The organism is Micromonospora tarapacensis (assembly GCF_019697375.1).
Taxonomy (GTDB): Bacteria; Actinomycetota; Actinomycetes; order Mycobacteriales; family Micromonosporaceae; genus Micromonospora; species Micromonospora tarapacensis.
The window spans coordinates 3,126,592-3,146,592 of the sequence record NZ_JAHCDI010000004.1 but is presented as its reverse complement, the minus strand read 5'-3'; the positions used below and the strand labels follow the sequence as shown (position 1 = coordinate 3,146,592).

Below are 20,001 nucleotides of genomic sequence, written 5' to 3'. Positions count from 1 at the left end.
GGTGGGAGTCCGGTGGGCTCAGGCCGGCCGGAACCGGCCCGATCGGCCATGACCTGGGTCATTACGGACCTGCCGCACGCTCGGGTTGGCGGGTTCCCACAATTTTCGTTGTCCGGAGGTGGCAGTTCCCACGTCTTCCCTACCGGCCGGTAGCCGCGAAGGTTGTGTGAGCGGGACCCCGCCCGAGGGCGTCCCTGTTTGCCTGGGAACGAACCTGTGGGGGGCCTGCTCGGTGTTCAGCCGCATCGCCATCGTCAACCGGGGTGAGGCCGCCATGCGGCTGATCCACGCTGTTCGCGAGCTCAACGCCGAGACCGGTGCCCCGCCGATCGAGACCGTCGCCCTCTACACCGAGGCGGAGCGCGGGGCCACCTTCGTCCGGGAGGCGGACCACGGCTACTGCCTCGGTCCCGCGTCCGCGCGGCCGTACCTGGACCACCGTCTCCTCGAACGCGCGCTGGTCGAGACCGGCGCGGACGCGGCGTGGGTGGGCTGGGGCTTCGTCGCCGAGGATCCGTCCTTCGCCGAGCTCTGTGAGAAGAACGGCGTCACCTTCATCGGCCCGAGCGCCGAGGCGATGCGCAAGCTCGGCGACAAGATCGGCGCGAAACTGATCGCCGAGGAGGTCGGCGTCCCGGTGGCGCCGTGGAGTCGCGGCGCGGTGGAGAGCCTGGACGGGGCCCGGCACGCGGCGGCCGAGATCGGCTACCCGCTGATGCTCAAGGCGACCGCGGGCGGCGGCGGCCGGGGCATCCGGGTCGTCCGCAGCGACACCGAACTCGTCGAGGCGTACGAGCGCACGAGCCTGGAGGCCCAACGCGCCTTCGGCAGCGGGGTCGTCTTCCTGGAACGTCTGGTCACCGGCGCCCGGCACGTCGAGGTGCAGGTGATCGCCGACGGCCAGGGCACCGCGTGGGCCCTGGGCGTCCGGGACTGCTCGGTGCAGCGACGCAACCAGAAGGTCATCGAGGAGTCCGCCTCACCCGTGCTCAGCGCGGAGCAGAACCGCGAGCTGAAGACGGCGGCCGAGCGGCTCGCGCTGGCCGTGGACTACCGCGGCGCGGCCACCGTCGAGTTCCTCTACCACCCCGGTGAGCGGCTGTTCGCCTTCCTGGAGGTCAACACCCGGCTCCAGGTCGAGCACCCGATCACCGAGGCCACCACCGATTTCGACCTGGTCAAGGCGCAGATCCAGGTGGCCGCCGGTGGCCGGCTCGGCGAGCGGATCCCGGTCGAGGCCGGGCACGCGGTCGAGGCCCGGCTCAACGCCGAGGACCCCGACCGTGACTTCGCGCCGTCGCCCGGGCGGATCGTCCGGTTGGTGCTGCCCAGCGGCCCCGGCGTCCGGGTGGACACCGGAGTCAGCGAGGGCGACGTGATCCCGGCCGATTTCGACTCGATGATCGCCAAGATCATCGCGTACGGCCGCAGCCGCGACGAGGCGCTCGGCCGGCTGCGCCGCGCGGTCGCCGAGACCACGGTGATCATCGAGGGCGGTGCCAGCAACAAGAGCTTCCTGCTCGACCTGCTCGACCAGCCCGAGGTGATCGACGCCAGCGCCGACACCGGCTGGATCGACCGGGTCCGCGCGCAGGGCCGCCTGATCTCCACCCGGCACTCCGGCATCGCCCTGGCCGCTGCCGCGATCGAGGCTTACCAGGACGAGGCGCACGTCGAGCGGCAGCGACTGCTGTCCACCGCGCACGGCGGTCGCCCGCAGGTCCAGCACTCCAGCGGCCGGCCGATCGACCTCAAGCTGCGCGGCGCGACCTACCGGGTGGCCGTCGCGCAGACCGGGCCGCACCGGTTCCGCGTCGGCATCGGCGAGACCACCACCGTCGACGCCGAACTGGAGCGGTTCGACGAGCACACCGGCCGGATCCTGGTCAACGGCCGGCGATTTCGCCTGTTGACCGACACGCACGGGCCCATCCACCTGGTCGAGGTGGACGGCGTCACGCACCGCATCAGCCGTGACGAGGGTGGCGTCCTCCGCTCCCTGTCGCCCGCGCTGGTCGTCGCCACTCCGGCCGGGGTGGGGGACGAGGTCGAGGCGGGCGCGCCGGTGCTCGTACTGGAAAGCATGAAGATGGAGACCGTGCTGCGGGCGCCCTTCAAGGCGAAGCTGCGCGAATGCCTGGTCTCCGTCGGCAGCCAGGTGGAGACCGGTGCGCCGCTGCTGCGCCTGGAACCGATCGGCGACGACGTCGCGGCGGTGGCCACCGAATCCGAGGCCGTCGACCTGGAACTGCCGTCCGAACCGACCGGCCTGTCCGCCGCGGCCCGGGTCGCGCGCGGCATCGCCGACCTGCGCAGCCTGCTGCTCGGCTACGACCTCGACCCCCGTGACGAGCGCCGGACCCTGGCCGGCTACCTGACCGCCCGGGCCGAACTGCACCACCGCCCGCTGGCGGAGGAGGTGGAGCTGCTGCAGGTCTTCGCCGACCTGTCCGAGCTGAGCCGCAACCGGCCGGCCGGTGAGGAGAGCAGGGCCGACACCCGGGTGCACAGCCCGCGCGAGTACTTCCACACCTACCTACAGTGCCTCGACGTCGAGCGGGCCGCGCTGCCGGACACCTTCCGCCAGCGGCTCGCCCGGGTGCTCGCCCACTACGGCGTCGACGACTTCGAGCGCACGCCCGAACTGGAAGACGCCGTGTTCCGGATCTTCCTCGCGCAGCAGCGGGCCTCGGCCGACGTCACGGTGATCGTGACGTTCCTACAGCGGTGGCTGACCGAGCCGCCGCCCGGCGAGGGGCTGCGCGAGCTGGTCGGCCAGGCGCTGGAACACCTCATCTTCGCCACCCAGCTCCGCTTCCCGGTCGTCGGTGACCTGGCCCGCAGCGTCGTGTTCCGGTGGGCCGCCCAGCCGATGCTGCGCCGTAAGCGCGCCGAGGTGTACGCGGAGGTTCGCAGCAGTCTCCGCCATCTCGACCGCAATCCCGGCGTGGCCGACCGGGCCGAGCGGATCGCGAAGATGGTCGCCTCACCCGAGCCCCTGGTCCGGCTGCTCGCGCAGCGCATCGGCCGGCCGGGCGCCGACCACGGCCCGATGCTCGAGGTGCTCAGCCGCCGCTACTACGGCAACCGTGGCGCGAGTGACGCCCGCGCCGTCGAGGTGGCCGGGCAGTCGTTCTTCACCGCCGAGTACGACCGCGACGGCGAGCACTTCCGCCTGCTCGCGGCGGCCACGGACGTCGCCGAGCTGCCCGCCACCCTGGCGCGGGTGGCCGGGCTGGCCAACCCGGAATCCGTCGCCGACGTGTACCTGACCTGGACCGACCAGCCCGACGTGGACGCGATGGCCGCGACCCTGCGGGAGATCCTCGACCACGCCGGGCTGCTGACCGTGCTCCAGCGGGTGACCATCTCGGTGGCCGGACGCAACGGCGCCGAGATGCACCACCACTTCACGTTCCGACCGGAGTCGGGCGAGGACCGGGTCATCCGCGGCCTGCACCCGCTGATCGCCCAGCGCCTGCAACTGCCGCGGCTGCGCAGCTTCGACCTGACCCGGCTGCCGTCGGCCGACGAGGAGGTCTACCTCTTCCACTGCGTCGCTCCGGACAACCCGGCGGACGAGCGGCTGGCGGCGATGGCCCAGGTCCGCGACCTCACTCCGCTGCGCGACGCCGACGGCCGGATCCTCGCGCTGCCCGCGGTCGAGGGTGCGCTGGACGCCTGCCTCGACGCGATCCGCAAGGTCCAGGCGCGGCGGCCGGCGAAGAAGCGGTTCGACACCAACCGGATCACCATCTTCGTCTGGCCGCCCAACGAGCTGAGCATCGAGGAGCTGAACACCGTCGCCCAGCGCGTCCTGCCGATCACGGCCGGCGCGGGCCTGGAGCAGGTCCTGTTCCTCGGCCGCCAGCGCGACGAGGCCACCGGCGAGCTGACCGACATAGCGGTGCAGATCTCCTACGACGAGGGCATGCGGGTGTCGGTGACCGAGCCGACGGCCGAGCTGATCCAGCCGCTGGACGACTACCGGCAGAAGGTGCTCGCGGCGCGGCGGCGCGGCACGACGTACCCGTACGAGCTGACCGGGATGCTGGCCGGCAGGGGCGGCAGCTTCACCGAGTACGACCTGGACGACACCGGCGAGCTGACGGCGGTGCAGCGCCCGAGGGGGCGCAACCGGGCGGGCATCGTGGTCGGTGTGGCGAGCACGCCGACCGAGCGCTATCCCGAAGGGATCACCCGGGTGGTGCTGCTCGGCGACCCGACCAGGGCACTGGGCGCGCTGGCCGAGCCGGAGTGCGCGCGGGTGATCGCGGCGCTCGACCTGGCCGAGCGGATGCGCGTACCGGTCGACTGGTTCGCGTTGTCGGCCGGGGCGCGGATCTCGATGAGTTCGGGCACCGAGAACATGGACTGGGTGGCCGCCGCGCTCAAGCGGATCGTCGAGTTCACCCAGTCCGGTGGTGAGATCAACATCGTGGTCGCCGGGATCACCGTGGGCGCCCAGCCGTACTGGAACGCCGAGGCCACGATGCTCATGCACACCAAGGGGATCCTGGTGATGACGCCGGAGTCGGCGATGGTGCTGACCGGCAAGCAGTCCCTCGACTTCTCCGGCGGGGTGTCGGCCGAGGACAACTTCGGCATCGGCGGCTACGACCGGGTGATGGGTCCCAACGGCCAGGCCCAGTACTGGGCGCCCGACCTGCGGGCCGCCCACCACGTGCTGATGGCGCACCACGGCCACACCTACATCGCGCCCGGCGAGACCCGGGCCCGCCGGGCGGTCACCACCGACCCGGTCGACCGCGACATCTCCGACTACCCGCACGCGGTGCCGGACAGCGACTTCAGCACCGTCGGCGAGATCTTCTCCCGCGAGCGCAACCCGGACCGCAAGAAGGCGTTCGACATCCGTACGCTGATGCGCGCCCTGGCCGACCAGGACCACGCCGTCCTGGAACGCTGGGCGGGCATGGCCGACGCCGAGACCGCCGTGGTGCAGGACGTACACCTCGGGGGTATCCCGGTGTGCCTGCTCGGCATCGAGTCCCGGTCGGTGCCCCGGCGCGGCTTCCCGCCCACCGACGGCCCGGACACCTACACCGCGGGCACCCTGTTCCCGCGCTCGTCGAAGAAGGCGGCGCGGGCGATCAACGCGGCCAGCGGGAACCGGCCGCTGGTGGTGCTGGCGAACCTGTCCGGCTTCGACGGCTCGCCCGAGTCGATGCGCCAGTTGCAGCTGGAGTACGGCGCCGAGATCGGCCGGGCGATCGTGAACTTCGCGGGACCGATCGTGTTCTGCGTGATCTCGCGGTATCACGGCGGCGCGTTCGTGGTCTTCTCCAAGGCACTCAACCCGAACATGACGGTCCTCGCCGTGGAGGGCTCGTTCGCGTCCGTCATCGGCGGGGCGCCCGCGGCGGCGGTGGTCTTCGCCGGCGACGTCGGCGCGCGTACCGCGAAGGATCCGCGCGTGGTCGAGCTTGAGGCGCGGGTCGCCGCGGCGACCGACGGGGAGCGGGCGGCGCTTGTCACCCAGCTGATGGACGTCCGGGCCGCGGTCCGGGCGGAGAAGCTGGGCGAGGTGGCCACCGAGTTCGACGGCGTGCACAGCATCCAGCGCGCGGTCCAGGTCGGCTCGGTGGATGCCATCATCCGGCCGCAGGAACTGCGTCCACAGCTCGTCGCCGCCGTCGAGCGTGGCCTTGAGCGGGTGGCGTCACCGTCCTGAGTGGTGTCGCGCCGCCGGCGGGACGCGGTCCCGCCGGCGGTGTGCCACGATGAGCCGTGCCCGAGGACCGGAACCCGCCGATCACCTTCGAGACGAGCTGCACGGTCGCGGCCCCACCGGAGGCGGTGTACCAGCATCTGACCGATCCGCGCAGCTACATCGGTCTGTCGCCGTTGGTCGTGGCGGTCGACGGCGTGCGGACCGGTCACGACGCCGAGGGGCTGCTGGTCACGGACTATGTCGCCGTGGAACGGTTCCGGCTGGTCGGGCCGCTGCGGTGGGACAACCGCATCCGGGTCCGGCTGGTCGCTACCCAGCCCGGTGTCCAACTGGTCAGCGATGTCCGTAGCCCGGGGTGGGTGTCGCTGCGGGCGGTGGTGGACCTGACCGCCGTGGCCGACGGCACCCGGGTGCGGGAGCGGGTCACCGCCGACGCGCCGGTGCCGCTGCGGCGCTTCGTGGCGTCGCAGGCCCGGCGGGTCGCGGCGGACCGGGCGGCCGAACTGACCCGCCGGATGGCGGCCCGGTGACCGCGTCGGCGTCTCACCAGGCCCAGACCGTCGGCTCGGCGAGTTCGCCGGAGTCGGCGGCGAGGCGCGGGGTGGCCACGTCGTGCAGGAGGCGATCGTCGGTGTCGAAGACCCTCACCCTGGAGACCTGCCGATGGTCGACGCGGAAGGCGGTGACGCCGCCGGTCAGGGGGCCGCTCGCGACCGTCTTTCCCGACCTGTCGAGCAACTCGGCCCGCACCGCCGACTCCGGCCCGGCGACCAGCACGCCAGCGACCTCGCCCGGCACCGGCACGGCGATCACGTCGGGCGTACCGGTGCCGATCCGGTGGTCGGCCGCCACGTGCGGCGACTCCGGTCCCGCTCGCCCCACGGTCTCGGCCTTGAGTAGCCCGGCGCAGCCGCCGTCGGTCGAGCAGGAGCTGACCAGGGCGGCGGTCGGCGCGCCGGGAACCCAGGCGGGCAACCGGCCGGTCCAGACCACCTGGGGCGTCGCCCCGGTGAGGCCGTTGCCGCCGAGCATGCCCTCCAGTTCGCGCACGGCGGAGGCGGTGAGCGCGGCCGGTACATCGGTGGTGGAGCCCGGCGAGATCGGTTGGGCCGGGCCGATCGTGCCCGATCCACCGGCGGACGGGCCGGCGTAGCGTACGACTCCTCCACCGGCGGACGGGCCGGCGTAGCGTACGACTCCGTCACAGGTGAACTGCCACCGTTCCGTCGTCTCGCCGGCCCCGCGTACCACGAAGCCGTCGGTGCTCAGCTGCTGCCAGGTCCGCCGGACGGATCCGTCCGGCTGGATCCGTCCGTCGACGGAGGTCTCGACGCGGCACCCGGCCGGTGCCAGGCCGACGGCGAGGTCGGCGACGTGGACGCCGTCCACGAGGGAGTGTCGCCCGGAGAAGAGGTACGGTTCCAGCGGCAGCGGCTCGTCCGGCGTCCCGGTCCGGTCGAGCAGCTCCGGCACCGAGGCACCCGCTCGGCCGCTGCCCTGACGGAGCAGCGCGTGCGAGTCGCCCAGGAACGCCACCACCACCGTGCGGGCACCGGGCGCGTCGTGGGCGAGCAGCACCCTCACCTCGTCCAGCGCCGGGTCGACCAGCAGTTGGGTGCGGGCCGCCCGGTACCCCCGCTCGATCGCCGCGATCAGCGCCGTGTCGGCGGCCAGATTGCCCCGGGTGGGTGAGTCGAGCAGCCGTAGCACCATCGGTTCCTCCACCAGGCTCGCTGGCTGGTACGCCGGGTGCGTCGTCTCGCCAGTCGTCGGCTGGCGGTCCGCCGCGCCGAGCGACGGCAGTGTCGCCGCCGCCATCGCCAGTCCGATCACGCTCGCCGCCGCCATCCGGCGTCGCCTGCGCCGCCGTACGCGCCGGAGCAACCGCTGGTACGGGTCGGGTCGCGGCACCACCGGTTCGGCGAGCCGGGCCAGGGCTTGTCTGATCTCATCGGCCATCGCTGGGTTCCTCCAGTTTCGTCGTCGCCGGCACCACAGTCAGCGAACCTCCACCGACCTCGCCGTGCCGTGCTGCTCCTTCCGGCGCCGCCGGCGGTGGCGTCGCCAGTAGCGCGGCCCGCAGCCGGGCGAGTGCCCGCGATGCCTGGCTCTTGACAGTTCCCACCGAGCAGCCGAGCAGCTCGGCGATCTGGGCCTCGGTGAGGTCCTCCCAGTAGCGCAGCACCAGCACTGCCCGCATCCGGGGCGGCAGGTGGTGCAGGGCGCCGAGGACCTCGTCGCGGGTGACGACGTCGTCGGCCAGGTCCCGGCTCCGGTCGGGCTCGGCCTGGGTTCGCCAGGAACCGGTGAAGCCGGCGAGGAACTCCCGGGACCCGAACCGGCGCCAGAGCTTGGTCCGTTCGTTGACCATGATCTGGCGGACGTACGCCATCGGTTGGTCCACCTGCCGCCACCGGCGCATCGCCCGCATCAGCGCGATCTGCACCAGGTCCTCGGCCGCGTGCCGGGAGCCGGTCAGCAGGTACGCGGTCCGGATCAGGTCCGCGTACCGGATCTCGACGAACTCGCGGAAGCCGTCATCGGTCACCTGCACCCTCCAGCCCGGTCGGGGCATCGTTCACGACAGGAAGACCTCGGACCGGGAAGAAAGGTTGTGTGGCGTTGGTAAAGAGTGTGATTTTGCACTTGCAGTGCATCTTGTTTCGGCGCCCCGGGCACGCCTAGCGTCACAGCATGCCTGCTTCCTGGACCTTCGCCGTGGCCCGTGACGAGCTGAGCCGCACCACGCTCGTGGCGGGCGGCACACCGGAGTTGTCCGACGGCGAGGCGCTGCTGCGGGTGGACCGCGTCGGCCTCACCGCCAACAACGTCACCTATGCCGTTCTCGGTGAGTCGATGCGGTACTGGCAGTTCTTCCCGCCCGAGCCGCGCGGGCTCGGGCCACAGTGGGGGCTTCCGCCGCTGTGGGGCTTCGCCGAGGTGGTCGCGTCGACGGTCCCGCAGGTCGAGGCCGGGCAGCGGGTCTACGGCTACCTGCCGCCGGCCGGGCACCTGGTGCTGCGGCCGGATCGGGTCGACGCGTCCGGTTTCCGCGACGCGAGTGCGCACCGCGCCGGGCTGGCCTCGCCGTACAACGGGTACCGGTCGACCACCGCAGACCCGGCCTACCGGGCCGATCAGGAGGACCTGCTGGTCCTGTTCCGGCCGCTGTTCCTCACCTCGTTCATGCTGGCCGACCAGGTGCTCGACAACGACTGTTACGGCGCCGCGTCGCTGGTGGTGTCGTCGGCGTCCAGCAAGACCGCGTACGCCGCCGCGTTCGAACTGCACGGCCGGGGCCCCCGGCTGGTCGGGCTCACCTCGCCCGGCAACCTCGGGTTCACCCGCGCGCTCGGTTGCTACGACGAGGTGCTCCCGTACGACGAGATCGGCGCCCTCGAACAGGTGCCGACCGCCTACCTCGACCTGTCCGGCGCGCCCGCGACCCGGGCCGCCCTGCGGCGGCGGCTCGGCGACCGGCTGGTGCGCGACATCGCGGTCGGACTGACCAACCAGATTCCCAACGCCGATGCCGCCGAGGAGGTGTTCTTCGCCCCGGTGCAGCTGCGCAAGCGCCGCCTGGACTGGGGCCGTGACGGCCTCGACAAGCGGTTCGCCGAGGCCTGGCGGCGCTTCGCCGAGGTGGTGGACGGCTGGCTCGACGTCGAGGTCGGTGCCGGGCCGGCAGCCCTGCGAACCGCCTGGCACGAGGTTCTCGCGGGGCGTACGCCGCCTCGTCGGGGGCACGTCGTCCAGTTGTGAGCGCTGGGGTCACGTAGACCCCGGCCACATGGAGGATTGTGAGTCCGTTACCGGGTGGTAACGATGTCGTGTCATGGACTCCGCCCTGACCCTGATCGGACTGCCCGTCGCCCTCGGCATCATCATGCTCGGTCTTGGGCTCGGACTCACCGTCGACGATTTCCGCCGGGTGGCCCGACACCCGAAGGCCGCCGTGATCGCGCTGGTGTGCCAGGTGTTGCTGCTGCCGGTGCTCTGCTTCGGCCTGGTGCTCGCCTTCGACCTGCCGCCGGAACTGGCCGTCGGGATGATGCTGCTGGCCGCTTCCCCCGGCGGCACCACGGCCAACCTCTACAGCCACCTGTTCGGCGGTCACGTGGCCCTGAACATCACCCTGACCGCCATCAACTCCGTGCTGGCCGTGTTCACCCTGCCGATCGTGGTCAACCTGTCCGCGGCCCACTTCCTGGGCGGCGCGAGCGGCCTCGGCCTACAGTTCGACAAGGTCGTGCAGGTCTTCGCCATCGTGCTCGTCCCGGTCGCCGTCGGCATGCTGATCCGCGCCCGGGCGGCCCGCGTCGCCGAACGCCTGAACCGTCCGGTCCGGATCATGTCCGTCGTCGTGCTCGTCGCGGTGATCGCCGGCGCCGTGCTCGGCGAGCGGGAGAACCTCGCCGACTACTTCGTCTCGGTCGGCCTGGCCGTGCTGGCGTTCAACCTGCTGAGCCTCGGCATCGGGTACGGGGTGCCCCGGCTGGCCGGGGTCGAAGCCAGTGCCGCGAAGGCGGCCGGGTTCGAGATCGGCATCCACAACAGCACGCTGGCCATCACGATCGCGCTCAGCCCGGCGCTGCTCGGCAGCACCCAGATGGCGATCCCCGGTGCCGTCTACGGCATCGTCATGTTCTTCACCGCGGCGGCCTTCGGCTACCTGGTGAACCGGGCCGGCAACCGGTCCGGCGCCGCCCGGAACGCCGAACCGGGCGTACTAGGGTAGAAGCGAGTCAATTAGTCGACACCTCACCCGCCCGATCGGCCGCTGCTGATCAGCAGCACGCACCGCGAGACTCTCCCGAGGGCCTGCCCACGCACCCGAGCGCAGGTCAACGGGCAGACGCCATCGCTTCGTACCCCCTGGAGAGCAACGATGTCCCCTTCCCCGGCCCGGGTCTTCGCGGCGCTGAACGCGGTGCGACCGCCCGACGAGGCGTCTCCGGTCATCGGCAAGGCCGTCGTGGTCGGTGGCAGCGTGGCCGGGATGCTGGCCGCCCGGGTGTTGTCCGACCACGCGGAGAGCGTGGTCGTGATCGACCGCGACGACCTGCACCAGCCCGGCGGGCGGCCGGGCGTGCCGCAGGGGACCCAACTGCACGCCCTGCTGCCCGGCGGCTTCCTCCAGCTCGAACAGCTGTTCCCGGGATTCCGGGAGCGGGCCCTGGCCCGGGGGGCCGTCGAGGCCCCGCCCGCGGTCCGGCGCAACTACCTCGACGGCCGGTTGAAGGTGGTCGTACCGGACGACGCCGACAGCCTGGCGGGCAGCCGGCCGCTGCTGGAGTCGCTGATCCGCGAGCAGGTGCTCCGGCTGCCCAACGTCAAGACGATCACCGCCCGCGCCACCGGCCTGGTCTTCGACGGCGCCGTCACCACCGGGGTCCGCTGCGACGTCGGCGGTGCGGCCGGCATCGAGAGCGCCGACCTGGTGGTGGACGCCATGGGCAGGTCGAGCCGGCTGTCCGACTGGCTGGCGGAGTCCGGCTGGGAACGGCCCGCCCTGCGGCGGATGACGGTGCACCTCAACTACGCCACCGCCCTGTTCCGCCGCCACGAGGAGCACCCGGAGCACCCGGTGGTGCTGGCACTGAACAGCCCGCGCGGGTCGTCGGACGTGGCCGGGGCCGCGTTCTTCGCGATCGAGGACGGCCGGTGGATGGCCATGATGGCCGGGTACGCGGACAGCCGTCCCGGCGGCACCGCCGAGGATTTCGTCCGCCGGCTGCGGGAGCAGTTCCCCCCGGAGTTCGCGGCGCTCGCCGACCGCGAGTTGCTCGGTGACGTGCAGACGTACCGGCACGCCGACAGCCGGCGGCGGGACTTCCACGCGCTGACCCGGCTGCCGGCCGGGCTGGTCAGCGTCGGTGACGCGGTCGCCTCGTTCAACCCGGTGTACGGCCAGGGCATCACCGCGGCGGCCCTGCACGCGGCCTGCCTGTCGAGCTACCTGCGGCCCGGCCCGGATCTGGGCGTACCCGCCCGCCAGTTCTTCGCCCTGCAGAAGGTCGTGGTCGACGCCGCCTGGTCGATGTCGACCTCCGCCGACCTCGCGTTGCCGCACGTCGAGGGGCCCTACCCGCGCGGCTATCGGCTGTCCAGTTGGCTGAGCCGGCAGATCGTCACGGCGACCGTCACGGACGTGGCCACCGCCCGCCGGTTCAACGAGGTGGTCTCCATGCGGGAGCACCCGCAGTCGCTGGTCAGTCCGCGGGTGATCCTGGGTGCCCTGCGGGCGAACCGGCGCGCCCGCCGCTCCGCCAGGTGAGAGCGTGGCGCCTACCGGCGTAGTGAAAGAGGTCAACCGTGGCGTACGTCTTCCTCCTGCTCGCCATCGCGGCCGAGGTCACCGGCACGAGCCTGCTCAAGGCGACGCAGGGGTTCACCCGACTCTGGCCGACGCTCGGGCTGGTCGTGGCCTACCTGGTCGCCTTCGCGTTGCTGGCCCAGGCGGTCAAGGGCATCCAGGTCGGCATCGCGTACGCCATGTGGTCGGGCCTCGGCACCGCCGCGATCGTCGCGATCGGGGCCGCCTTCCTCGGTGAGCCGCTGACCGTCACCAAGGTCCTCGGTGTCGGCATCGTCATCGCCGGAGTCGTGCTCCTCAACCTCGACGGCGTCCACTGAGTGGGCTCGCCAGACTCCCGTCTTATAGTTGCATCCATTGCAATGCAAGCATATATTCCGGGGGACGGTGACTGCACGGAAGGAGGCGCGGGGTGGGTGCCGGGCACGATCACGGGCGGCAGGTCGCACGGGCGGGGGAGCGGCACCGCGGGCGGTTGTGGGCGGCCTTCGCCCTGCTGACGGTGTTCATGCTGGTGGAGGCGGTCGGTGCCGGGGTGACCGGCTCGCTGGCCCTGCTGTCGGACGCCGGGCACATGTTCACCGACGTGCTCGGCATCGGGATGGCGCTCGCGGCGATCACCGCGGCGAGCCGCGCCTCCCGGGACGGGCAGCGCACCTTCGGCCTGTACCGGATGGAGGTCCTGGCGGCGCTGGCCAACGCGGTGTTGCTCTCCGGGGTGGCCGTCTACGTGCTGGTGGAGGCGATCCGGCGGCTCGACGATCCGCCGGAGGTGCTGGCCGGTCCGATGCTGGCGGTGGCCGGTGCCGGGCTGGTCGCCAACGTGGCGGCGTTCCTGTTGCTGCGCTCCGGTGCGCAGGAGAGCCTGAACGTGCGCGGCGCGTACCTGGAGGTTCTCGGTGACCTGCTCGCCTCGGTCGGGGTGATCGGCGCGGCGGGGGTGATCGCGGCGACCGGCTGGTGGTACGCGGACCCGATCGTTGCCGTGGCGGTGGGCCTGTTCATCCTGCCCCGCACCTACCGGCTCGGCCGCGCCGCCCTGCGGGTTCTCGTGCAGGCCGCGCCGCCGCACCTGGACGTCGCCGAGGTGCGTGCCGGGCTGCGCGCCGTCGACGGCGTCGCCGACGTGCACGACCTGCACGTGTGGACCCTGACCTCGGGCATGGAGGTGGCCTCGGCCCACCTGACCCTGGACACCGGGGCGGACCTCGCCGGGGTCTTGGCCACCTCCCGGCGGATCCTGCACGATCGCTTCAAGATCGAGCACGCCACGTTGCAGGTCGAGCCGCGGGACGCCGAGGGCGTCTGCGGGGGCGTGCACTGGTGACGTCGTGGGCGGCACCGTCCAGGGCGTCGAGCAGCCGGCGACGCCGCAGCGACACCACCACGGCACCGAGCGCCAGCCCGGTGAGCGCCACCGCCCACCGCACCCCGATCAGATCGGCGAGCCAGCCCTGCGTCAGGGCTCCGAGCGGGTAGGCACCGGCGAAGGCCATCCAGTACAACGAGGCCACCCGTCCGCGCAGGGCATCGGGGGCGAGCACCTGCACCGTCACGTTGGCGGTGGAGAGCACCGCCAGGTAGCTCGTCCCGAGCACGACCACCGCGGCGAAGCCGAGCCAGAGCGACGGGGCGGCGGCCAGGGCGAACGTCGCGAGACCGTGCACGCCCAGCGCGACGCCGGCCACCGCGGAACGCTTTCGGCCGCTGCCGTACACGCTGAGCAGGACCGCGCCCAGCACGGCGCCGATGCCCAGCCCCGAGGCGAGCAGGCCGGCGCCGCCGGTGCCGGCGTCGTAGACGTCGGTGGCGAAGACGGCGGCGAGCTGCACGATGGGGGTGCCGACGAAGGACACGCATCCGGCCAGCAGCACCGCGACCAGCAGCCCGGGTACGCGACGGGTGTATCGCACGCCGCCGCGCAGCCGGGCGAGCACCGGCTCCGGCGGTGCCGGCTCCGCCGGTGTACGAGGCCGGATCGTCGTGAGGGCGAGCAGCATCGTCACGTTGGCGCCCGCCGCCACCAGGAACGCGGCGGTGCTGCCGGCACGGACCAGCACCGCCGTGGCCAGCACCGGTCCCAGCGCGCGAGCGAAGTTGGCCTGCATCGCGTTGAGCGCGATCGCGTTGAGCAGGTGCCGGGGTGGCACCAGTTGCGGGATGAGGCTCTGCCAGGCGGGGGTCTGCACCCCGTTGGCCGCGCCGGCGGCGGCGACCAGGGCCAGCAGGGCCAGTGGTGCCGCCGTCCCGGCCCGGCTGAGCAGCGCCAGCAGCAGGGCGACGGCCAGCGCGATCAGCTGGGTGACGGCCAGCACCGCCCGGCGTGGGTAGCGGTCGGCCAGCAGCCCGCCGACCGGAGAACCGAGCATCGCGGGCACGAACTGCGCGAACGCGCCGAGACCCGCCCAGAGCGCTTGTCCCGTCGCCCGGTAGAGCAGCAGTGGCACGGTCAGGTTGAGCATCCAGGTGGCGGTGCTGGCGCAGATCGCCCCCGCCCAGAAGGCCCGGAACGGTGGGCAGCCCAGCGCCGCCACCGCGCCGGCCCAGCGGACCCGCCGCGGCGGCGTCGGCACCCCGCCGCCCGGGGGCACCAGCACCGCCCGCCGGCGGCGCGGCGGCGCGGCGCGGGCCGGGCGTCCGGCCCGCTCGCGATCACTGCGCACGCGGTCTCCGGTACCCCGTACACGGCGCGCAAACGCGGGGCGTCGGTGCCGGGGCGGATCGTCACGGCGCGGGGACGACCTCCTGGCCCAACGGCCAGACCGCCGCCGGGACGAGCTTGAAGTTGGCCACGCCGAACGGGATCCCGATGATGGTGAGGCAGAGGCCGACGCCCGCGACGATGTGGGACAGGGCCAGCCACCAACCGGCCAGGACCACCCAGATGACGTTGGCGATGCCCGAGGCCACCCCGACGCCCGGCTTGGGCACCAGGGTCCGGCCGAAGGGCCACAGCGAGTAGGACGCCAGGCGCAACGACGCGACGCCGAACGGGATGGTGACGACCAGCACGAAGCAGATCAGGGCGGCGATGCCGTAGCCGATCGCCAGCACCAGCCCGCCGCCGAAGATGAGCCAGAGCACGTTCAGCACGAATCGGATCATGAATCCATCATGACCACCGTGCGCCACCGGCCGCCCGAAGGCGGCCGGTGGCAGGCGGGCGGGTCAGCCGGTGACGCCGGTGACGTTGCTGCCGGACTTCGTAACGCGGTAGGTCACCTGTGCGCCGCTCCAGAAGTGGAAGGTGAGGGTGACCGGGGAGCCGTCGCGTACCTCACCGAAGAAGGTGTCGGTCAGCGCGATGCGGTTGCCGGCGTAGTCGGGGGAGAACGCGACGTCGAACTCCTTGTACGACGTCCAGTCGTGCGGGCCGGCGTTGCTGCCGTCGGCGTACCTCGCCTCCATGGTGGCGAGCTGGTCGCCCCGGAACTGGGCCGGGATGGCGAACGAACCGGTCGATCCGGTGGCGCTGGACAGCACCGGGGTGTCGTAGGTGATCACGTCGATCCGCCACGGGACACCGGCGGAGAACCGGGCGTGCAGGGTGGCGTCGACGCCGTAGGCCCGGCTGCCGACCAGCCGGGTCAGCGCGCTCGCGGTGATGGTGAGCTGGCTGCCGGAGACGGTGTAGTCGGTGCCCTGCGACAGGTCGGTGTCGCCCTGGCGGAGTCCGGCGAAGGTGGTGCCGTTCAGGTTCAGGGTGAGCGACTTCGCGGTGACCGAGCCGGAACGCGGCACGTACACCTGGTCGGCGGAGGCGGTGCCGGACCGCGTCGTCCAGCTCGACCTGATCTGGGCGAACAGCTCCGCGTCCCGCCATCCGAAGGTGGTCCGGTCGAAGTGCTGGCCGTTGTCCCAGAGCTGGGTGGTGATCCGCTTGGTGCGGGCGTAGTGGCCGAGGAACTCGAAGAACTTCAGCTTCTCGCCCTGCTGGATGGTGCCGGTGTGCCGGTCGAAGCCGAGCAGCCCGTACTCGCCGATGACGACCGGGATGCCCCGGGCGACGAAGGCGTTGTGGACCCGGTCGAACGCGTCGGTCAGGTCCTGCTGGGTGACCGGGTCGAAGCGGGTGCCGCCGGCGACGTTGACGCTGAACGGCCAGTAGCCGTAGAAGTGCACGGTGGCGATCAGGTTGCGGTCGCCCAACTGGCCGAGGGTGGCGGCCAACTCGTCGATGCGGGCCTGCTCGGAGGAGGTGTGCAGGGTCGGCAGGACCAGCATCCGGGTGGCGTTGTTGCCGCCGGAGGCGCGCACGATCCGGTGGAACGAGGTGTTGAGCTCGTTCAGCAGCTGCGCGTTCTGGGCGTCGCCGGAGCTGTTGGCGAACTGGGGCTCGTTGACGCTCTCGAAGTGCAGCTTCGGCGAGGCGTCCCGGAACGCGGCGGCGATCTGGGTCCAGAGCGCGTGGTAGCGGTTGAGGACGGTGGTGCGGTTCGTCGGCATCTCGTGGATCCACTGCCACGAGTCGTGGTGAATGTTGATCATCACGTAGAAGCCGTCGTCCAGGGCCCAGCCGACGACCTCCTTGACGCGGTTCAGCCAGGCCGCGTCGATGGTGTACGACGGTGCCGGCCCGTGGTGGTTGCTCCAGGTCACCGGGATCCGGATGCTCTTGAAGCCCTGTGCCCGGACGGCGTCCAACTGCGCCTGGGTGACGCGCGGGTTGCCCCACGCGGTCTCGTCGGCGCCGACGGCGTCGAAGGTGTTCCCGAGGTTCCAGCCGGGCTGCATGGCGGCCACGTAGGCCATCGGGTCGCCGGCCGGCGGGGGACTCGTGGGCGGCGGGGTGGTCGGTGGCGGGCTGCTCGGCGGCGGGGTGGTGCCGACGCTGCCGGTGCAGGTGACCCCGTTGAGGGCGAACGTGGTGGGGGCCGCGTTGCTGCCGGACCACGACCCGTTGAAGCCGAACGAAGCCGTCTGGTTGGTGCCCAGGGCGGCGTTGTAGCTCACGTTGGCGGCGGTGACATCGTCGCCGGACGAGGTGATGGTGGTGTTCCACGCCTGGGTCACCCGCTGCCCGGAGGGGAAGGTCCAGGTCAGTCGCCAGCCGTTGAGCGGGTCGCCGAGGTTGGTCACGGCGACGTTGGCGGTGAACCCACCCGGCCACTGGCTGGGGGCCGAGTACGCCACCCGGCAGCCGGCCGCGGCGTGCGCCGCGCCGGCGTCTATCAGGCCGACCCCGGCCAGCAGTACGGCGATGCCGCCGGCCACCAGGCCGAATCGCCATCGTGTCCTGTGCAGTGTGCCCCTCAACCCGGCCATGACGCTCCTCGTGTGGTGATGGTGTCGACGGGTGGCTCTGGCCGGGCGCCGCCGGGCCACCGGGAACAGCCGGCCGGCTCGCACCATAAGTTGGGATCATGAACTTTGTCAATCGATGCCGCGCGATATGAACGGCTTCGGTGCTGGTGGCCACGGGTGCGGCGGACGGCTCGGCATACCGCAGGGATCCGGCCGGCAGGCAATCGGCGCCGAGCGGCCCGGCCCGCCGTCGGCTGCCGGCGGCACCGGTACCGCCGGGCGGCGAATGAGCGCGGCCCGGCCGGGTAGTCGGCGCCGTGGCGGCGGCGGACGAGCGGGACAAGGATGGGGTTCGTGGTGCCGCCGGCCGGGTGGAGTCCGGGGTCGCGGGCACGGTCGCCGCGTTCAGCCGGCGGGTCGGTTGGCAGGAGCGACGCCGCACCCTGGAGCTGTACGCCATCCTCGCCGTGCAGGCCGGGGTGGCTGCCGCGCTCGCCTGGACGGTGGCGCACGAGGTGCTGAACCACCCGTCGCCGGTCTTCGCCCCCACCGCCGCCGTCGGCACCATCGCCGCCGCGATCGGCCGCCGCACCCGTCGCACCATCGAGCTGCTGCTCGGCGTGCTGGCCGGCCTGCTGGTCGGTGACGCCCTGGTCGCGGTCATCGGCACCGGTCCCTGGCAGATCGCCGCCGTGGTCACCCTGGCCATCCTGCTCGCGCTGACCATGAGTAGGGGCGGAGCGGTCGTCAGCCAGGCTGGCGGTACGGCGGTGCTGATCGTCACGCTCGCGCCGGTGCAGCGCGGGCAGGAGCTGCCCCGGATCATCGACGCGGTCATCGGCGGGATCGCCGCCGTGGTGGTGGTGGCCGTGCTTCCGGTCAACCCGGTGCGGATCATCCAGCGGGCCGCCCGGCCGCTCTTCGCGTCCCTGATCGAGCACCTGCACAACGCCGCGGACGGGATGTCCACCGGTGACGGCGAGATGGTGGCCGAGGCCCGGGACGGATTGAACGACCTGACTCCCCAACTCGGGCTGCTCAATGACGCGGTCTCCGGGGCGCAGGAGGCGGTGGCCGTCTCGCCGGCCCGCTGGCACCGCCGGGCCGCCTTCGAGCACTACCGGCGCGGCACGCGCTATCTCGACCTGGCCATCCGGGGCGGCCAGCAGATGCTGCGCCGGGCGGCCACCGCCGTGCACGACGGCGAACCAGTGCCACCCGGCCTGGCGGCCGCGGTGCACTACTTCGGCGACGCTCTCGCGCTGCTCCAGGTCGAGGCCGAGAGCGGGCACCGCACCCAGCGAGCCGAGCAGCTGATCCTGAAGGCGGTGGACCGGGCCGCCGAGGCGTACGACGAGGGGGTCGGCTTCTCCGGCAGCGTGGTGGTGGCCCAGGTCCGTACCGTCGCCACCGACCTGCTGCGCAGCCTCGGCTGCCACGACGACGAGGCGGTGAGCGTGATCCGGGAGCGCTTCGGGCGAGCGCGTGGCGACAGTGGGGAACACTCCGCCGAGCCGGACCGCTCCTGACCCGCCATACCGACATCTGCGGCAGCACCCGGATCGGGCGACCGGTGACCCGCCGGCAGCGGCTGATTCTCAGGCGTGCAGCGTCCGGCTCGGCGGCATCCCGTAGGTGGCGTGGTAGCGGGCGGTGAACCGGCTGTGGCTGAGAAACCCCCAGCGTGAGGCGATCGCCGACACCGTGTCCAGTCGTGGGTCGGCCACCAGCAGGTCGCGGTGGGCGCGGTCGAGCCGGACCCGACGCAGGTGCGCCATCGGGGTGGTGTCGAGGTGGCGACGGAACGCCAGTTGTAGGGCCCGCAGCGAGACCTGGGCCGCGGCGGCGATGTCGGCCGCCCCGATGTCGCGGTCGGCGTGCTCGTCGATGAACGCCGTCGCCCGGCGCAACACCGCGGTGGTCGCGGCGCTCGAGTCCGTCGCGTTCGGCCAGCCCGTGGTGGTGTTCGGGAAGACGGCGAGTGCCGAGGCGGCCAGCATCCGGGCGGCATTGGCGATCACCAATGGTTGGCGGTACGCGTGCGGGTTGTCCAGCACGAGGTGGTTGAGGTAGCTGGTGGTGTGCCGCCACAGTCGGGTGAGGGCGGGCGAGATGGGGGTCAGCCCGGTGAACCGGACGATTTCCGCCTGATCGGCCGACGCGCCGCCGGTCACCCTGGCCAGCACGGAGAGGCCGAGCAGGGTCATCGTGAGCCGGCCGGGCGACCAGCGCACCGAGTAGGGCAGCCCGGGAGCGCTGGCCAGGAAGACGTCGCCCGGCCCGAACCGGCCGTCCACCCCGGCGCAGGAGCGGTCGACGCGGCCACTGACGACCTGGCAGATCACCAGGGCGGCGGGCGGTCCGATATCGATTTCCAGCCAGCTGGACTGGTCCAACGTGTCCAACCAGAACGGGCCCGCGTCCACCCGGTGATGACGGAGCCGGTAGCGGACGCCGGTCGCCGCCCGGATCGTCAGCTCGGTCCCGTAGGCGTTCGCCAGGAAGTCGTGGATGGTGTCCGGGTCGCGGCTGTCGAACCGGTGGGCGGTCGGAACCTTCGTCTTCAATACGTCTCCATCAGCGTGGACGGAGGGCGCTGCCGCCCGCCGGACGGAGCCCGGCGGGACGGGTGGTGGATCTGATGAGCTGGAGGTCGCGCGAAACCAGAATTCCCATCAATGGTATCCACAAAGGAAGGAATCCCATGAAGTTTTCGTGGCGCCGCCGTCGCGCCGGCGGGGGCTCG

14 protein-coding genes are annotated in these 20,001 nt (G+C 72.3%); 8 read left to right on the top strand and 6 right to left on the bottom strand.

Features of this window, described 5'->3' with window-relative positions:
* Positions 1 to 232: 232 nt before the first annotated feature.
* Complete coding sequence (locus tag KIF24_RS20180; protein WP_221085380.1) at positions 233 to 5,695, top strand: ATP-binding protein; 5,463 nt, start codon at positions 233 to 235, stop codon at positions 5,693 to 5,695.
* A 56-nt stretch (positions 5,696 to 5,751) separates the two neighbouring features.
* Positions 5,752 to 6,225 (top strand): SRPBCC family protein, encoded by a 474-nt coding sequence (locus tag KIF24_RS20175; RefSeq protein ID WP_221085379.1) that lies wholly within the window; start codon positions 5,752 to 5,754, stop codon positions 6,223 to 6,225.
* A gap of 13 nt (positions 6,226 to 6,238) precedes the next feature.
* Here KIF24_RS20175 and KIF24_RS20170 read toward each other — a convergent pair whose 3' ends face one another.
* Positions 6,239 to 7,654: a hypothetical protein gene (locus KIF24_RS20170; protein ID WP_221085378.1), complete on the bottom strand. Its 1,416-nt coding sequence runs from the start codon at positions 7,652 to 7,654 to the stop codon at positions 6,239 to 6,241.
* Positions 7,644 to 8,243, bottom strand: coding sequence for a SigE family RNA polymerase sigma factor (locus tag KIF24_RS20165; RefSeq protein ID WP_331461207.1), 600 nt, complete (start codon positions 8,241 to 8,243; stop codon positions 7,644 to 7,646). The genes KIF24_RS20170 and KIF24_RS20165 overlap by 11 nt, the downstream gene beginning before the upstream one ends.
* A 146-nt stretch (positions 8,244 to 8,389) precedes the next feature.
* On the opposite strand from KIF24_RS20165, the gene KIF24_RS20160 reads away from it, so the two are divergent.
* From KIF24_RS20160 to KIF24_RS20140, 5 genes are all read left to right on the top strand, one after another.
* Positions 8,390 to 9,457 (top strand): DUF2855 family protein, encoded by a 1,068-nt coding sequence (locus KIF24_RS20160; protein WP_221085376.1) that lies wholly within the window; start codon positions 8,390 to 8,392, stop codon positions 9,455 to 9,457.
* A gap of 73 nt (positions 9,458 to 9,530) precedes the next feature.
* Positions 9,531 to 10,433: a bile acid:sodium symporter family protein gene (locus tag KIF24_RS20155; protein WP_221085375.1), complete on the top strand. Its 903-nt coding sequence runs from the start codon at positions 9,531 to 9,533 to the stop codon at positions 10,431 to 10,433.
* A 150-nt stretch (positions 10,434 to 10,583) separates the two neighbouring features.
* Complete coding sequence (locus tag KIF24_RS20150) at positions 10,584 to 11,972, top strand: FAD-dependent oxidoreductase (protein ID WP_221085374.1); 1,389 nt, start codon at positions 10,584 to 10,586, stop codon at positions 11,970 to 11,972.
* A 38-nt stretch (positions 11,973 to 12,010) separates the two neighbouring features.
* The gene (locus tag KIF24_RS20145; protein WP_221085373.1) at positions 12,011 to 12,331 is read left to right on the top strand and encodes a DMT family transporter; all 321 of its coding nucleotides are present in this window, start codon (positions 12,011 to 12,013) and stop codon (positions 12,329 to 12,331) included.
* A 92-nt stretch (positions 12,332 to 12,423) separates the two neighbouring features.
* Positions 12,424 to 13,338, top strand: coding sequence for a cation diffusion facilitator family transporter (locus KIF24_RS20140; RefSeq protein ID WP_221085372.1), 915 nt, complete (start codon positions 12,424 to 12,426; stop codon positions 13,336 to 13,338).
* Here the strand turns inward: KIF24_RS20140 and KIF24_RS20135 are convergent.
* From KIF24_RS20135 to KIF24_RS20125, 3 genes are all read right to left on the bottom strand, one after another.
* Positions 13,265 to 14,674: an MFS transporter gene (locus KIF24_RS20135; RefSeq protein ID WP_221085371.1), complete on the bottom strand. Its 1,410-nt coding sequence runs from the start codon at positions 14,672 to 14,674 to the stop codon at positions 13,265 to 13,267. The two genes, KIF24_RS20140 and KIF24_RS20135, sit on opposite strands and share 74 nt — an antisense overlap.
* A 61-nt stretch (positions 14,675 to 14,735) precedes the next feature.
* Positions 14,736 to 15,116, bottom strand: coding sequence for a YccF domain-containing protein (locus tag KIF24_RS20130; RefSeq protein ID WP_221085370.1), 381 nt, complete (start codon positions 15,114 to 15,116; stop codon positions 14,736 to 14,738).
* A gap of 63 nt (positions 15,117 to 15,179) precedes the next feature.
* Positions 15,180 to 17,276 carry a cellulase family glycosylhydrolase gene (locus KIF24_RS20125; protein ID WP_221085369.1) on the bottom strand — a complete coding sequence of 699 codons (2,097 nt, stop codon included), beginning with the start codon at positions 17,274 to 17,276 and terminating at the stop codon, positions 15,180 to 15,182.
* Between the two features lie 296 nt (positions 17,277 to 17,572).
* On the opposite strand from KIF24_RS20125, the gene KIF24_RS20120 reads away from it, so the two are divergent.
* Positions 17,573 to 18,784 carry an FUSC family protein gene (locus KIF24_RS20120; protein ID WP_221085368.1) on the top strand — a complete coding sequence of 404 codons (1,212 nt, stop codon included), beginning with the start codon at positions 17,573 to 17,575 and terminating at the stop codon, positions 18,782 to 18,784.
* 69 nt (positions 18,785 to 18,853) lie between these two features.
* On the opposite strand, the gene KIF24_RS20115 is transcribed toward KIF24_RS20120, so the two are convergent.
* On the bottom strand, positions 18,854 to 19,822 hold the full coding sequence (locus KIF24_RS20115; RefSeq protein WP_221085367.1) for an AraC family transcriptional regulator: 969 nt from the start codon (positions 19,820 to 19,822) through the stop codon (positions 18,854 to 18,856).
* Positions 19,823 to 20,001 lie beyond the last annotated feature (179 nt).